11 protein-coding genes and 4 pseudogenes are annotated in these 14,087 nt (G+C 64.8%); 11 read left to right on the plus strand and 4 right to left on the minus strand.

Features of this window, described 5'->3' with window-relative positions:
- Positions 1 to 761 precede the first annotated feature (761 nt).
- The 3 genes from ACNQS7_RS00945 to ACNQS7_RS00955 form a co-directional block, all read right to left on the minus strand.
- On the minus strand, positions 762 to 1,907 hold the full coding sequence (locus ACNQS7_RS00945) for a PPE family protein (protein ID WP_133450211.1): 1,146 nt from the start codon (positions 1,905 to 1,907) through the stop codon (positions 762 to 764).
- Between the two features lie 93 nt (positions 1,908 to 2,000).
- The gene (locus tag ACNQS7_RS00950; protein WP_142283478.1) at positions 2,001 to 2,432 is read right to left on the minus strand and encodes a hypothetical protein; all 432 of its coding nucleotides are present in this window, start codon (positions 2,430 to 2,432) and stop codon (positions 2,001 to 2,003) included.
- 100 nt (positions 2,433 to 2,532) lie between these two features.
- Entirely contained in the window at positions 2,533 to 3,588 is a 1,056-nt protein-coding gene (locus ACNQS7_RS00955; protein WP_418011111.1) for an IS110 family transposase, read from the minus strand.
- Positions 3,589 to 3,909: 321 nt separating this feature from the next.
- On the opposite strand from ACNQS7_RS00955, the gene ACNQS7_RS00960 reads away from it, so the two are divergent.
- The 8 genes and pseudogenes from ACNQS7_RS00960 to ACNQS7_RS00995 all read left to right on the plus strand — a co-directional run.
- Positions 3,910 to 4,554 carry an IS110 family transposase gene (locus ACNQS7_RS00960; RefSeq protein WP_418011112.1) on the plus strand — a complete coding sequence of 215 codons (645 nt, stop codon included), beginning with the start codon at positions 3,910 to 3,912 and terminating at the stop codon, positions 4,552 to 4,554.
- Positions 4,551 to 4,943 (plus strand): transposase, encoded by a 393-nt coding sequence (locus ACNQS7_RS00965; RefSeq protein WP_418011113.1) that lies wholly within the window; start codon positions 4,551 to 4,553, stop codon positions 4,941 to 4,943. The genes ACNQS7_RS00960 and ACNQS7_RS00965 overlap by 4 nt, the downstream gene beginning before the upstream one ends.
- 257 nt (positions 4,944 to 5,200) lie before the next feature.
- Positions 5,201 to 6,772 (plus strand): IS21 family transposase, encoded by a 1,572-nt coding sequence (gene istA / locus ACNQS7_RS00970; protein ID WP_418011125.1) that lies wholly within the window; start codon positions 5,201 to 5,203, stop codon positions 6,770 to 6,772.
- Positions 6,773 to 6,793: 21 nt separating this feature from the next.
- Positions 6,794 to 7,123: pseudogene (locus tag ACNQS7_RS00975) on the plus strand (ATP-binding protein); the annotation flags it as partial.
- Between the two features lie 120 nt (positions 7,124 to 7,243).
- Positions 7,244 to 8,425, plus strand: a complete 1,182-nt coding sequence (locus ACNQS7_RS00980) for a tyrosine-type recombinase/integrase (RefSeq protein WP_133450212.1) — start codon at positions 7,244 to 7,246, stop codon at positions 8,423 to 8,425.
- Positions 8,422 to 10,596 (plus strand): tyrosine-type recombinase/integrase, encoded by a 2,175-nt coding sequence (locus tag ACNQS7_RS00985; RefSeq protein ID WP_133450213.1) that lies wholly within the window; start codon positions 8,422 to 8,424, stop codon positions 10,594 to 10,596. Before ACNQS7_RS00980 ends, ACNQS7_RS00985 begins: the two co-directional genes overlap by 4 nt.
- Entirely contained in the window at positions 10,593 to 11,036 is a 444-nt protein-coding gene (locus ACNQS7_RS00990; protein WP_133450214.1) for a DUF6262 family protein, read from the plus strand. The genes ACNQS7_RS00985 and ACNQS7_RS00990 overlap by 4 nt, the downstream gene beginning before the upstream one ends.
- A 46-nt stretch (positions 11,037 to 11,082) precedes the next feature.
- A pseudogene (locus tag ACNQS7_RS00995) lies at positions 11,083 to 11,508 on the plus strand (ATP-binding protein); the annotation flags it as partial.
- Positions 11,509 to 11,713: 205 nt separating this feature from the next.
- Here ACNQS7_RS00995 and ACNQS7_RS01000 read toward each other — a convergent pair.
- Positions 11,714 to 12,007: pseudogene (locus tag ACNQS7_RS01000) on the minus strand (PE family protein); the annotation flags it as partial.
- A 308-nt stretch (positions 12,008 to 12,315) separates the two neighbouring features.
- Here ACNQS7_RS01000 and ACNQS7_RS01005 point away from each other — a divergent pair.
- From ACNQS7_RS01005 to ACNQS7_RS01015, 3 genes and pseudogenes are all read left to right on the plus strand, one after another.
- Positions 12,316 to 12,438 (plus strand): hypothetical protein, encoded by a 123-nt coding sequence (locus tag ACNQS7_RS01005; protein ID WP_256101373.1) that lies wholly within the window; start codon positions 12,316 to 12,318, stop codon positions 12,436 to 12,438.
- A pseudogene (locus tag ACNQS7_RS01010) lies at positions 12,431 to 12,811 on the plus strand (HAD-IC family P-type ATPase); the annotation flags it as partial. The gene ACNQS7_RS01005 and the pseudogene ACNQS7_RS01010, both read left to right, overlap by 8 nt.
- Positions 12,812 to 12,878: 67 nt before the next feature.
- Positions 12,879 to 13,499, plus strand: coding sequence for a DUF5134 domain-containing protein (locus tag ACNQS7_RS01015; protein ID WP_418011114.1), 621 nt, complete (start codon positions 12,879 to 12,881; stop codon positions 13,497 to 13,499).
- Positions 13,500 to 14,087: the final 588 nt, after the last annotated feature.

Below are 14,087 nucleotides of genomic sequence, written 5' to 3' on the forward strand. Positions count from 1 at the left end.
GACCGTGGAGTGCACGAAAGGCGAGATTCCAAAGATTTCAATGGTGAGCGGGAGAAGTTGTTGTCCATCTGATCGTCGCTTTCTGGCAACAGGCCACAGACGCGGCCATTGGCAAGGGGCAGCGGCCACCGGCCGTCGTGACATGCACAAACGGCCTGGCGCTGACCAATCAGCGACGAATTAGGCGCAACCGAATCAAGAGATCTTGACCGGTCAAAACAGCGCGAAGCCCGCGCGGCGGGCCCCGCCCCGCCAGTATGTTCTGCTGCCACCCCGGACTCGCACCGGCAGCCGCCGCCACGACAACACCCAAAGCGGCAATGGCAGCGCCCGGCGAGTTAGGCAGCACGCCAACCGCAAACGCTTCGTGGTGATCTACCGTCGGCGACCCCTTCGACACATGCGGATGGTCGACGTTGACGGCAAATTGACTGCCGAACGAGGCAACCAGAGCATGCGGCGGGTGGGAGGCAGGAACCTGCGACCGCAACACGGAGTGCCCACCGAAGACAAGCACCCACATCGCGACGCCGACCGCCACGACCGCCACACCGGCGGCAGCCCGCCACCGAGGCCGCCCAAAGACGCCGACGCGACCCGCGTCCGTTCGCATCCGCACTGCCCCCATACCCCTCGAGGGTACTCGACCTCGCGGGGCGCCGCCACTATGAATGCTTGGGCACAAGCGCGTTTCTCGGCCGGGCCAGTGCGAGGCCGCACTCGGCGGCGACACTCGCTGAATAAGACTCACTCGCAGTTCTTTAGCCCAGCAACTGCGTGGGCATCACCCTGGGCTTGACACCATAGCGTGGCGCGACGCCATAGCCTGCGCGATCGGCCGCGGCCAAGGCCGGCATACCGGCTGCGACCGTCGTCGCCGTGCCCCCTTCCACGGGGGCCGTCCATCCCGAGCCGACCAGGGTGGCGCCACCAGGCGCAGCCGAGGTGACCGTCGTCCACGCTGTCGGCACGGACAATTTCCCGACCGAGGACGCCGAGCCCATAACCACAGATACCGGCGACCCGCCGGAAACTGCGGCTGCCGGCCCCGCCGTGCCCGCCAGAATCGTTCCGAAACTCGGCGGAACGACAGCACCGGCAGCGGCCGAAGCGCTCTGCGACACACCATGACTGACCCCACCGGCAACCGCTTGGAACATGCCCGAAGAACCGACGCCTCCTATCAGGCCGGTGATGCTATAGGCGTCGTTCCAGATACCAATGTTCGATCCCGAGCCAACAAGGTCGTTCAAGAAACCGTTGGTGCTGGAAACGAGTCCCGCAGAAGAAGACTCGGCAGAGCCCGCCAGGGGGGACGCCACCGGTTGCACCGCGGCTTGGCTGACTGCTGCGGCTTGGGCGCCCGGCCCGACCGGGTTGGTGGTCTGTGTCGGCGAGGTCAGCGGGTTCAACGATGCGGCGCTTGCCGAGGATACCTGGTAGCCGTACATGGCGACGGCATCTTGGACCCACATCTGGGCGTAGGAGGCCTCGGTCGCCATGATCGCCGGCGTGTTCACCCCCAGGAAATTCGTGGCGACAAGGGCTGCCAGCTGAGCCCGGTTGGCCGCTATCTGGGCCGGGGGCACCGTCATCGCAAACGCTGCCTCGTAGGCAGCCGCGGATGCCATGGCCTGACTGGCTGCGTGTTCAACTGCCGCGGCGGTGATGTTCATCCACCCGATGTAGGGCTCGGTCGCGGCGGCCATGACTGCCGACGACGGGCCCACCCACGGCCCGCCCGTCAGCTCAGAGATCACCGACTCGTAGGCGGAGGCTGTGGTAGTCAACTCGGCGGCCAGGTTGTTCCAAGCCGCCGCAGCGGCCATCATCGGCCCAGGCCCCGGGCCGGTATACATCCATGTTGAGTTGATCTCCGGGGGTAGCGCTCCGAAATCGACAAGCATTTCTTTCACCTAACTCTTGCTCATTGAACGATTGCGTTCCGTTCAGTGCCGGCGTCGCCCGCCAGGCGCCCTAAACGGCTGCCGGCTTGGGCATCACGGTGGGCTTAACGCCATAGCGCGGCGCACCCAAGCCGCCGGACGTCCCTGCCCTTGCCACCGACGGCACATGCCGGCTGGCAAAGTTGTCACCGCTGCAGCCCCTGGCGCCGCGCTGGCCGAAGCCGCGCCTGCCCCGCCGCCGGGGGCCGCGCCTCCCGCTGGTGCGGTTTCAGCGGCCCAACTGGCGGGCGCAGCCAACCCGCCGACCGACGATGCTTGGCTCGCAACACCCGCGAGCAATGGCGCCCCACCGGCGCCGGATGCGCCGACCGGCCCCGCCGCACCGGCGGCCGGAGAAAGTCCGCCCAGCCCGCCCGAAGCGAGCCCTCCGGCGCCCAAAGTCTCGGCGCCGTCAGCCACGGAACCGTTGCCCCCCAGCGATGTCCAGGAGAACAGACCCGACGCACCGCTCCCAAACGTATTCATCTGCTGTATTCCGATGAGGCTGCCGTTATTCAGCGCTCCCGGGATGAGACCAAACTGTCCAAACTGGGTCAACTGATCGATGATGACGCTCCTATAGATGTCAAGTGCTGAGTTGGGCGTAGTCGGCGCGGAGTGCGTGGAAGATCTCGCGGGCCAGGTAGCGCTTTTGGCAGCGGATGATTTCGGGCATGGACAGACCTTCGGTGGTGCGGCGGTCGGCGTAGGCGCGGCTGCGGGGGTCGTAGCGCAGTCGCACGACGGTGGCGATGTGCAGCGCGCTGTTGCTGGCGCGGTCGCCGCCGCGGTGTAGCCGGTGGCGGTGGGTTTTGCCTGAGGACGCTGGGATTGGGGCGACGCCGCAGAGGTGGGCAAATGCGGCTTCGCTGCGCAGCCTGTCTGGGTTGTCGCCGATGGTGACCAGCAGTGCCGACACGGTCTCTGGGCCGAGCCCGAATATGGCGGTGGTGGCCGGTGCGGCGGTCTGGGTGAGTTCGTCCAGTTGCTTTCGTAGGGAACGTGTTTCGGTGTCGAGATGCTGAGCCGTTTGGGCGATCGAGCGTAGGGCTTGTTTGGCCGACTGGGCGGGGTCGAGGAGGTTGGTCGGGTCGGGTCGCAGACGTGCGCAGGCGGTGACGAGCTGCGCCGAGGACAGAGAACGTAGCTGGGTGCGCAGGGGTTCGGGTGCGGTGATGACTATCGAGCGCAGGGTGTTGAGGGCGGCGGTGCGGGCTTTGACGGCGCCGTTGCGGGCGACGCGCAACATCCGGATGGCTTCGATGGGGCCGTCGGCGAGCTTCGGCGCTCCGCTCGCTTTGCCTGCCAGTACGGTTCTTGCTGCTGCTTCGGCGTCGATCGGATCGCTCTTACCGCGTTGGCGGCGGAGTCGTCGGTCAGGTCGGGGAACTTCGAGTACCTCGATGGACTGCTGGTGCAGGTAGCGGGCAAGCCCGGCCCCGTAGGCGCCGGTTCCTTCGACACCGACCTGGCCGAGTTTCCCCTTCGACCGCATCCATGTGAGCATCGATGCGTAACCTGCTGGTGTGGCGGAGAATTCGGCATCAGCGATCAGCCGCCCGTTGCGATCGATGACCGCGGCGTGATGGGTGGCGCAGTGTGTGTCCACGCCGCCGCTAACGAGTCGTTTGCTGCCGGCCATGTGCGCGGTAGCCCCTTTCCGTAAGTTGGGCCGTGCGGAAAGGGGTGGACAGCCAGTGATGGGCCGCGGGCGAGCACGCTCCTGACTTGTTGAATGACAACCGGATACCGCGAAGATCTTTGTTTTTCGCAGTGTCCGAGGGTGCCGGACGGCATTGGCTCGCACTGCTCCTTGCCGCCTGAGGGCTGGCTCATTGATAGCGTGCCGCCGCCGTCTGGCACCCGTGCGGTGTGGCTCGACAGAGGCATGCAAGTAGATCGACTTGAAGTCAGGGTGCCCACCGCGCACGTCCCATCCCAACGAGCGCAAGGCCGCTAACCCGTGATTCTGATCGGTATTGATCCGCACAAGTCCACCCATACCGCAGTCGCAATCGACAGCTCGGGCAAAAAGATTGCTCAACGCCGCCTCCCGGTCAACGCCGGGACTTTCCGGCAGTTGATTTCCTGGTGCCAGCACTGGCCGCAGAGAAGGTTCGCCGTAGAGGGCGCCGCCGGGTTGGGCCGCGGTATCGCCCAGCAGCTCGCTGCGGCCGGCGAGCACGTCGTCGATGTTCCCTCCACGTTGTCGGCGCGAGCCCGGATGCTTGCCACCGGCGGCAACCGCAAGACCGACGCTGCCGACGCGCTGCACGTCGCCCATGTCGCGTTGTTCCGCCCGGATTTGCGCCGCGTCTGCTCTGAAGACCAGACCACCATCTTGCGGCTGCTTACCGAACGTCGCGATGACCTGGTCAGCGAGCGCACCCGCCTGCTCAATCGGCTCCACGTCCTGCTGCGCGACCTGGTCCCCGGAGGAGCGCCCACCGCGCTGTCTACTGACAAGGCCGCCGACATTCTCAAGCGGATCAGGCCGATGACCGCGACCGACTGCTGTCGGCGCGACCTCGTCCGTGACCTTGTCGCCGACCTGCGGCGCTTCGACCGGTTGATCAAAGGCAGCGAAACGCAGATGCGTGTGCTTTGAACGCCACCGGAACTACGCTCACCGAACTGCCGGGAATGGGCATCGTCCTTGCCGCCAAAGTCCTCGGTCACGTCGGAAACATTGACCGCTTCCCGACCGAACATCACTTCGCCAGCTACACCGGCAGTGCCCCGCTGGAAGCCTCGAGCGGCAACACGGTCCGCCACCGACTCAACACTGGAGGCAATCGTGCCCTCAACAGCGTGCTGCACATCATCGCCACCTGCCAAATCCGCGACCCCGGAATCGGACAGAACTACTACCGACGCAAAATCGCAGAAGGAAAAACACCCGCTGAAGCACGCCGCGCCCTCAAACGCAGGCTCTCCAACGCCGTCTACCGCACGCTCAAGCGTGATCAACGGAAACTCCTTCCCGAAGCCGCTTGACACACAGAGGCGCTATCAGGTCACACCGCTTCGCGCCGAAGCCCGAGTTCTCATGTGGTGGATGCCGCCCCAATGTCAGCGGTCGCGTATTTCCCCAGGTTTGAGGGGTCGTCCGTCACGCAATTCCCCACCCTGGCTGTCACGTAATTCCCCACCCTGGGCGGTGTGTCTGCCCGGTGTGGGCCTCGCAGCAAGGTTCGCTCGGCATCCGTTGGCTGACGGATGGAAGGGCGCTGATGGCGAGGAGAAACATCGTGATGCTCGATTTGGTCGAGCTGTTCACCCACTGGCACGCGGGCCGCTCACAGGTCCAGTTGTCGGACTCATTGAAGATCGACCGCAAAACTATCCGCAAATATTTGGCACCGGCGATCGCGGCGGGAATCGAGCCGGGCGGGCCGCCGTTGAGCGCCGAATCGTGGGCGGAGCTGATCGAGGGCTGGTTCCCAGAACTCAATGACCCGGGGTTGCGGGCGCACACGTGGCCGTTGATCGCAGCGTATCGCGATCAGATCAAAGTCTGGTTGGACGCCGATGTCACGGTCGCCACGATCGCCCAGCGGCTGCGTGATGATCATCAGCTCGCAGCCTCGGAATCATCGGTGCGGCGTTGGATCGCAACGCATTTCGCCGAGGAAGCGGCTCGCGAGAAGGTCACCGTGCCGCGTGGTCCGGTGGATCCTGGTAGCGAGGCTCAGATCGACTACGGCAAGCTGGGCATGTGGTTCGATCCCTCGACGGGCCGGCGGGTGGCGGTGTGGGCGTTCGTGATGGTGCTGGCGTGCTCGCGGCACCTGTTTGTCCGGCCAGTGATCCGGATGGACCAAACCACCTGGTGCACTTGTCATGTCGCGGCATTCGAGTACTTCGGTGGCGTACCGGCCCGGCTGGTGTGTGACAACCTCAAGACCGGGGTGGACAAACCCGACCTCTACGATCCGCAGATCAACCGCAGCTACGCTGAGTTGGCGGTGCACTACGGCACGTTGGTCGACCCGGCGCGGGCCTTCAAACCGAAAGATAAGCCCCGAGTGGAACGGCCCATGAGCTACGTCCGGGACTCGTTCTGGAAGGGCCGCGACTTCACCTCGCTGGCGGTGATGCAGGTCGACGCGGCGCGCTGGAGCACCGAGGTGGCCGGCGGCCGGCACTGCCGCGCTCTGGAGGGCGCCGCGCCCGTGCGGGTCTTTGAGGCGGTCGAAGCAGATGCGTTGATCGCTCTGCCCCGCACCGCTTTCGAACTCACCACTTGGTCGGTTGGCACCGTCGGAGTCGATGCCCACCTCAAGGTCGGCAAGGCGCTGTATTCGGTCCCGTGGCGGCTGATCGGACAACGCCTACACGCCCGCACCGCCGGCGATGTGGTGCAGATCTTCACCGGCGCCGATGTGGTGGCCACCCACCTACGCCGCCCCAGTGGGCGCTCGACCGACTTCAGTCACTATCCGCCGGAAAAGATCGCCTTCCACATGAAAACCCCGGCTTGGTGTCGGCGCACCGCCGAGCTGATCGGCCCGGCGTGTGAGCAGGTGATCACCGATTTCATGGCCGACAACGCCATCCACCATCTGCGCTCGGCGCAAGGAGTACTCGGGCTGCGCGACAAGCACGGCTGTGAGCGGCTCGAGGCCGCCTGCGCCCGCGCCATCGCCGCCGGCGACCCGTCCTATCGCACCATCAAGGGCATCCTTATCGCCGGCACTGAACAAAGCGCCGACGCACCAGTCGGCGGCGGTGCCGCCGCTGCCACTGGGGCGTATCTGCGCGGCCCCGAACAGTTCGACACCCCGGTCGCCCGATCAACCCATTCACCGATTGCCACAAGCTAATCCACCCTTACGGAGTAACTCATGACTATCTGCGACCCGGCGCTGCGCAATGCCCTGCGCACCCTGAAACTGTCCGGCATGCTCGACACCCTCGACGCTCGACTGGCCCAAACCCGAGACGGCGGGCTCGGTCACCTCGAATTCCTGCAAACCCTGTGCGAGGACGAGATCGCTCGCCGCGAATCGGCCGCGCTGACAAAACGACTGCGCCGCGCCAAATTCGAAGAACAAGCCACCTTCGAAGACTTCGACTTCACCGCCAACCCCAAACTACCCGCCGCGATGCTGCGCGACCTGGCCGCGTTGCGATGGCTGGACGCCGGCGAATCAGTCATCCTCTACGGCCCAGTCGTTATCAACGGGTAGCAACACGCTCGAATCTATGTATGCGACAGGGGGGTTGATGCTGGGCAAGTCATCGTTGTTGCCGATTAATCGGCGGGTGTTCTTCGACGTGAAGGAACGGCAACGATGGCGTATCCAGTGGCAGTGTCTCCCACGGGTGGGCAGCGGACATGGACCGTGCTGGGTGAGGACTACGCAACGGTCGGTCCCATTGAGGAATGGATAGAAGCTCACCGACACCTGTGGTCGCCCAACACGGTGCGTGGCTATGCGACCTCGTTGGCCCAGTGGTGGAGCTTCCTCGAGCAACGCGGACAAGCCGACGATTGGCGCGATGTCGGTGTCCCAGCTTTCACAGGGTTCCTGTCCTGGCAGCGCAACGGCCGCACGGTTGAACATCGACTGGCTGAGTCGGACCAGGCCCCGACTGCTGCAACATTGGAAGTTCGCCTGGCAGCGTTGATTTCGTTTTACCGCTGGTATCAGGCTGTGTCCGGGGTTTCGTTGGCGGGACGGCTACTGCGAGGAACACCGCGCCGCCGACCAGCACGAGGCTTGCTGGCTCATCTTGATGCGCGTTCGGATCCGGCGGCATCGTCATTGGTGCGCGTGCGACGCGACCGACGCAGGGACAGACCTCCGTTGCTGCTGCCCGAACAGATCCAGGCGATCTTGGATGGCTGCGCGGTCTTCGATACCGAGTCCAGATCGTGGCAAGGAAACCTGCGAGACCGGTTCGTGTTCGCCCTGCTGGCCGAGACCGGGATGCGTCTCGGGGAGGCGCTGGGCCTGCGGATCGGCGAGTTCGTGCTCGGACGCGGCGGCACCGCATATGTGGAGATCGTGCCGCGCTCAGATAACCCCAACGGGGCGCGGGTGAAGATGATGCGACCGCGGCGGGTCTATGTCGGTGCTGACCTTGAGCGGCTTTTCGCCGACTATCTCACCGATATCGCCTGCCGGGCAGCCGAATCCGGTATCGCTCTGACCAACACGCGTCCGCTGCTAGTGAACGTCGCGCGACCACCATTGTTGGCCGCGCTGCGTGAGACGACGGTACGGGAAAAAGTCGCGGCGCTGCGTCGTCGCGGTTTCGGGCCGCCCGGGTGGACACCGCACTGGTTTCGCCACACTCATGCCACTGCCCTGTTGCTCGCGGGGACCCCGGAGTGGGTGGTATCTCGGCGCCTCGGGCACGCCCACGTGCAAACCACTGTTGACCTGTATGGGTGGGTCCGCGACGACGAGGCATTGCGAGCGGCGGCCAACTGGGCTTCCTATGCCAGCAGCTGGCGGGTGGCCGAATGATCGACGAGCGTGGGCATCTTTACCTGCGAGGAACCGAACACCTCGACCCGATCTGGCGACTCTGGGATGGGTTGCCGGCGCAGTGGCGGGGCCCGATCCTCGGGCCTGGCATCAAGAACTGGGCATCGATTACCGAGAATGATTGGCCCCGTCTGGATCTGAGCGGATTACCGGACCCCTTTGCCGCAGAGCTGGCGTGGATGGCGCACTGGCAGGCCGGTGACGGCACTCGCGTGTCGGTGCTGGCGATGGCGCAGCTGGCCAACATCATTCGGCGGGCCGTAGCCCAGGGCCGTGCTTTCCCCGCGTCGGTCCGGGAGATGGATTACAACGCCGCCGCGGCGTTGCAAAGCTGGTTTTATGCCAGCCGGGGCAAACGACTGCCCTCACCCAGAGGCCGCGGCCGAGTTCACGGCCTGTTCGGATTTGCACGACACGCCCTGATCGCCGCTTGTCACGACGGGCCGTGGTGGCAACTGGACTTCTGGCACCCACGTTGCGATCCGCGGATTCCGCTGACCGACCGTGAGCCGGTCGCCAACTACGGCTGCTCACCCGGACACATCCAGCTGCCCTGGCTGCGGGCCGCGATGAAGTGGCACCTGGGCACGTCGCTGGAATCGGGGGTGCTGCGTTGGACCACGGTCAGCCAGGAACGGATGCGAAGCTTCCGCCGCTTCGACAAGTGGCTGACCACCAGCTTCGATGACCCGACCGACATCCTGGGTGAACCTACGGCAGCGGTCGAGCAGGCAGCTGCGTTCGCGCGGTGGACCGCCGTGGCCGCCAACCGCGTCACCCGCGAATCCGACACCCGCCACCTCGGAAGACCGGTGCCGATCCGGGGTATCAATGACGACCTGCGGGCCGTGGCTGGATTACTGGACTTCGTCGCCGCCAACCCCGCCGAAGCGCGTGCAGTTCTTGGGCCTGGTCCTTGGCAACGAGTGACCGTCGCACATGCCTCCAGCTGGTTCGGTCGGGTCAGTCGGGTACCGCATCAACGCGGTTTCAACGAGGCGAACTACATCGATGATCACGCGCTCGCTCAGATCACCACGGCATTGCCGTTGATCGGATTGCCACGCACCGAGCAGATGACCATCACCCGCGGCGATGGCACCACCATCACCGCCAGTGGGCTTGATGACCCGCAAGCGATGCGGATGATCCTGCTGCAGATCCTCACCGGCCGCCGAGCCAGCGAGATACGCACCTGCGACTTCGACTGCCTCTTTGCCGCCCCGAGAACCCCCGCATCTGGCGGTGGCGACGACCAAACGTTGAGCAGGTTTCGCTACGCACAAAGCAAGATCGACGTCGCACCAGACACCATCATCGTTGACCACGAGGTCACCGAAGTCATTGCCGAACAACAACGTTGGATACAAAGTCAGCACCCCGACAGCAGCAGACACTTCCTGTTCGCTCGGCGTCTGGGCAACCGCCGCGGCGACAAACCCTATCCGGCAGGCACCTACAACTGGGTGCTACGCACCCTCAGCGACCTCGTTCGAATCACCGACGCCAAGGGTCAGGTCGTGCGGTTAAGCCACACCCACCGTTTCCGCCACACCCGGTTGACCCGGCTGGCTGAACTCGGTCTGCCGGTTCATGTCCTGCAGCGCTACGCCGGACACGCCACTCCCACTATGACCATGCACTACATCGCCGCCCGCGACGAACACGCCGAGCAAGCGTTCCTGGCCACCGCAAAGCTCCGATCCGATGGCACCCGCATCCAACTTTGCAGCGACGACCACGACAGTCTGCATCTATTCCGCCGCGCAGACCGGTTCCTGCCCAACGGATGGTGCATGCTGCCACCGCTGCAGTCCTGCGACAAAGGCAACGCCTGCCTGACCTGCTCGGTGTTCGTCACCGACCACACCCACCGAGACGTGCTGCAACGTCAACTCCGCGAAACCACCGACCTGATCGACCGGGCCACAACAGAATTCGAGCAACGACACGGCCATCCCATGCCCGAGGACAACGTATGGCTCATTCGGCGCCGCGCTGAACACCACGCCCTGACCCGGCTCCTAGCCGCCCTCAACCACGCGCCCGACTCCGCGGCCCACGGCGCGACGACCGCCTGTCATCGGCCCAGCGCTGCACCAGTCCCGCTGACTCTCGATCTCACCCGCCACCGCAGGAGCACCCGATGACCGACTCTCGAGAACGCCGAATCACCGCCCTCAACGAAGCCGCGAAAGCCAAGTCTCACAACAAAACCCGAGACGCTGAACAAGCCATCCGCCGACTGGTCAAACGCGGCGAACCGATCACGTTTCAAGCCGTGCAACGCGAAGCAGGCGTCTCCCACGCCTTCCTCTACAACCATCCCGAACTGCGCACACGCATCGAGCACCTGCGCGGCACCCGCCGCAAAGCATCTGCCGACCAGCCCGTCAACACCAACAGCACCCTCGTCATCACCCTGACCCGCCAGATCGCCGAACTCAAGAAACAGCACCGCCAGCAACTGCAAGCCCTCCGCGACGCCCTCGAACGAGCACACGGCGAGAACCTCGACCTACGACGCGAACTGGCCCGCCGCGGAATCCACCCCTCGCCCAACGTCGCATCAATCGCAACAACGTCCTGAACAGGGCGAACACGGCTATTCTGCGCTCGAACCCTCGATAACACCCGGAGTAGGCAAAACCCATGTCGCACAAGCACTCGGCCATCACGTCGCCCGCCGCGGAGGCGACATCCGCTTCGTCAAATGCGCCCGCATGCTCGCCGACCTGGCCGGCGGCCACGCCGACCGCACCATCGGTCAACGCATGCGCGAATACACCCGCCCACTGGTACTCATCATCGATGACTTCGCCATGCGCGAACACACCACCACCCAATCCGACGACCTCTACGATCTGGTCTCCGATCGGGCCATCGCCAGCAAACCCGTGATCCTGACCAGCAACCGTGCCCCCAAGGACTGGTATCCACTGTTCCCGAACCCCGTCGTAGCCGAATCACTGCTCGATCGACTGATCAACACCAGCCACCAAATCCTCATGGACGGACCCAGCTACCGGCCCCGGAAACGACCCGGCCGACCCGCCAACTAGACACCGCCCCCGCGAGCCGGTAAGACCTACACCGAGGCCCACACCTGGGGAATTACGTGACGGCAACCCCTGGGGAATTACGCGACGGACGACACCCCTCGACAGGTCCTCACGAAAGGCACTCGATCGGCCAGGAAATTTCGGGGTCAGATCCTCGGGCCGGCATCCGATAACCATCATCACTGGAAAATTCAGAGTCGGACGAGGCGGCGGCCGCGTTGGCGGCTTCTGTTGTGCCGTACGCACCCGCGCTGCTGCCCAGGGTGCTCACCAGCAGCTCTTGGATTGCCTGGGCTTGGGCGGCGATCGCTTGGTACCGGGTGCCGTAGGCAGAAAATACTTCGGCCTGCAGCGCTGATATCGGATCGGCGGCTGCAGGAATCACATCAGTGGTTGCGGCTGCTGCTGCCGCGCCCTGCGCAGCCATCGAAGAACCGAGACCCTCCAGCTTGCTCGCCGCGAAGGTCAACGCTTCAGGCTGTGTGATTACGAAAGACATTTACTTCACTCCTCACAGTCATGGTTGTCCAAGAACAGTCGATGTCGTCGCTGGCTCCCGGCCGTGATTGAACGAGCCCGGGTCTCCTGGCGACCCTGATTGGCATCCGCTGCTGGACACTTTGGATCGGCGCGGCAACAAACGACGTCGCCGGCAATGTGGTAGCAACTCCCGCAGAGGCGGCCGACGGCGGAATGCGCTCTGGCACCACACGTCGGCTGCGATACCCGCGCAACTGTGGCATCACCGGCATCGCCGTCGGGGTCGCGAGGCCCAGGGCGCACGGGCCGTCGGCCGGAGTCACTCGGATGGTTGACTCGGTCAGCCAGCCGCTGCACGTGCGGCTGGCCGCTGCGGTCGAGGCCGGCTCCGAGCATCCCATCGGCGCGGCTATCGTCGCCGGCGCCCGCGAGCGCGACCTCGATGTCTGAGGTCCGCCGCCTGCAAGGCGAGGGGCGGCTGGTGGCCATGGTCGGCGACGGCGTCAACGATGCCCCCGCGCTGGTGCAAGCCGATTTGGGCATCGCGATCGGTACCGGTACCGATGTGGCGATTGAAGCCTCAGACATCACGTTGATGTCGGACCGCCTCGACGGTGTCGTGCGCTCGATCCAGCTGTCCCGCCAGACTCTGCGCACGATCCACCAAAACCTGGGCTGGGCCTTCGGCTACAACACCGCCGCGATACCCCTGGCTGCATTCGGCCTGTTGAACCCAGTGGTTGCCGGTGCGGCGATGGGGCTTTCCTCGGTCAGCGTGGTGACCAACTCGCTACGGCTCCGGCGCTTCGGCCGCGGTACATGACAATAACGCCCGCCACTCTCGGAGTGCATGGACCCGATCGTTTTCGACCTGAGCGGCCCCCGCCGGCATGATCCACGACCTACTAGTGCGTTGGGTCGTCACCGGACTGTTTGCACTCGGCGCCCTGGGATGCGGCGTGCCGATCCTCACGCGACGCCGGCCCGCGACGGTGGTTGTCAGCCGCAGTCTGCATTTCTTGATGGCAACAGGTATGGCTGTGATGGCATGGCCGTGGGGCGCGCGGCTGCCGGCCTCCGCGCCCGCGGCCTTCTTCCTGTTGGCGGCGGTCTGGTTCGTGGCGATCGCGTTGATCACCGCCCGTTCGCCGGCCGCCCGGGCGTCAGCGGGTTACCACAGCCTGATGATGCTGGCAACTGCATGGATGTATCTCAGCATGAATAGCCTGGGCTCGCTTACGGCTTCGCTCAGTCAACCGCCTGCCCCGATGCCCGAAATGAACATGGCCGCGATGGACCACACGGCAACCACCCAACCGCCCACCTGGGTGACCACGATGAACTGGCTTGGAGTCGTTATCTTCACCATCGCAGCAGCATCTTGGGTTGTGGCATACCTCCGCGAGCGCAGACGCAGGACGATCCAACCTCCGCTACTGGGAGACATCACCGAAGCCATGATGGCCACCGGAATGGCGATTTTGTTCGCTGCCGCGCTGATCGAACTTTGACCTCCGCGCACAATTTGTAATGCCCGGGGGCCGGATACTGTTTGGGGGGTACGGTTCCTATGGTGCTGCCTCGAGCGCTTCAGCCCTTGGAGGGCAGCGGCATGAACACCGTTGCGGCAAACTCCGCTACAGCCGTCAACGGCACCTCGACGGCGCCGTCTTGAGACCTCCGTGCCACTTCCAGCTGGCCGGCCCACCCACTACAAATGAAGGGCCCTTGGTGTCCCTACGCCACCGGATATGTGCCCGCCATGCTGATACATCGCACAGACGGACGGAAATTGAGGTACCGCTGATCAAGAGAAGACCGCAGGGCGCAATCCCGGGCAGCCTCGACGAAAACTATTGCGGCGACTCGCATAGAGGCCTTCGTTACCCCCCACACGGCATACCTCTGCCAGTATTGCGTGGGTGGAGGAGGTCGCGGTTCCGACGAAGCGCTTTGTGCGACAACGCACGGTGAGTACATGCATCAGCATGGCCGCTATCATGGTCGCGCAGAGCAGTCCCGGGGCGGTTATCGTCCACCCACGCCGCAGCCCATACTGCATCAAAGGTATTGCCCTTCAATGTACTTGTGCGGCGCGG

The sequence above is a fragment of the Mycobacterium sp. 23 genome (assembly GCF_048287075.1).
Lineage (GTDB): Bacteria > Actinomycetota > Actinomycetes > Mycobacteriales > Mycobacteriaceae > Mycobacterium > Mycobacterium gordonae_B.

Coding starts and splice junctions, on each gene's coding strand:
- ACNQS7_RS00945 (WP_133450211.1), bottom strand. CDS start 1,907: ATGCTTGTCGATTTCGGAGCGCTACCCCCGGAGATCAACTCAACATGG.
- ACNQS7_RS00950 (WP_142283478.1), bottom strand. CDS start 2,432: ATGAATACGTTTGGGAGCGGTGCGTCGGGTCTGTTCTCCTGGACATCG.
- ACNQS7_RS00955 (WP_418011111.1), bottom strand. CDS start 3,588: ATGGCCGGCAGCAAACGACTCGTTAGCGGCGGCGTGGACACACACTGC.
- istA (WP_418011125.1), top strand. CDS start 5,201: ATGCTCGATTTGGTCGAGCTGTTCACCCACTGGCACGCGGGCCGCTCA.
- ACNQS7_RS00980 (WP_133450212.1), top strand. CDS start 7,244: ATGGCGTATCCAGTGGCAGTGTCTCCCACGGGTGGGCAGCGGACATGG.
- ACNQS7_RS00985 (WP_133450213.1), top strand. CDS start 8,422: ATGATCGACGAGCGTGGGCATCTTTACCTGCGAGGAACCGAACACCTC.
- ACNQS7_RS00990 (WP_133450214.1), top strand. CDS start 10,593: ATGACCGACTCTCGAGAACGCCGAATCACCGCCCTCAACGAAGCCGCG.
- ACNQS7_RS01005 (WP_256101373.1), top strand. CDS start 12,316: ATGGTTGACTCGGTCAGCCAGCCGCTGCACGTGCGGCTGGCCGCTGCG.
- ACNQS7_RS01015 (WP_418011114.1), top strand. CDS start 12,879: ATGATCCACGACCTACTAGTGCGTTGGGTCGTCACCGGACTGTTTGCA.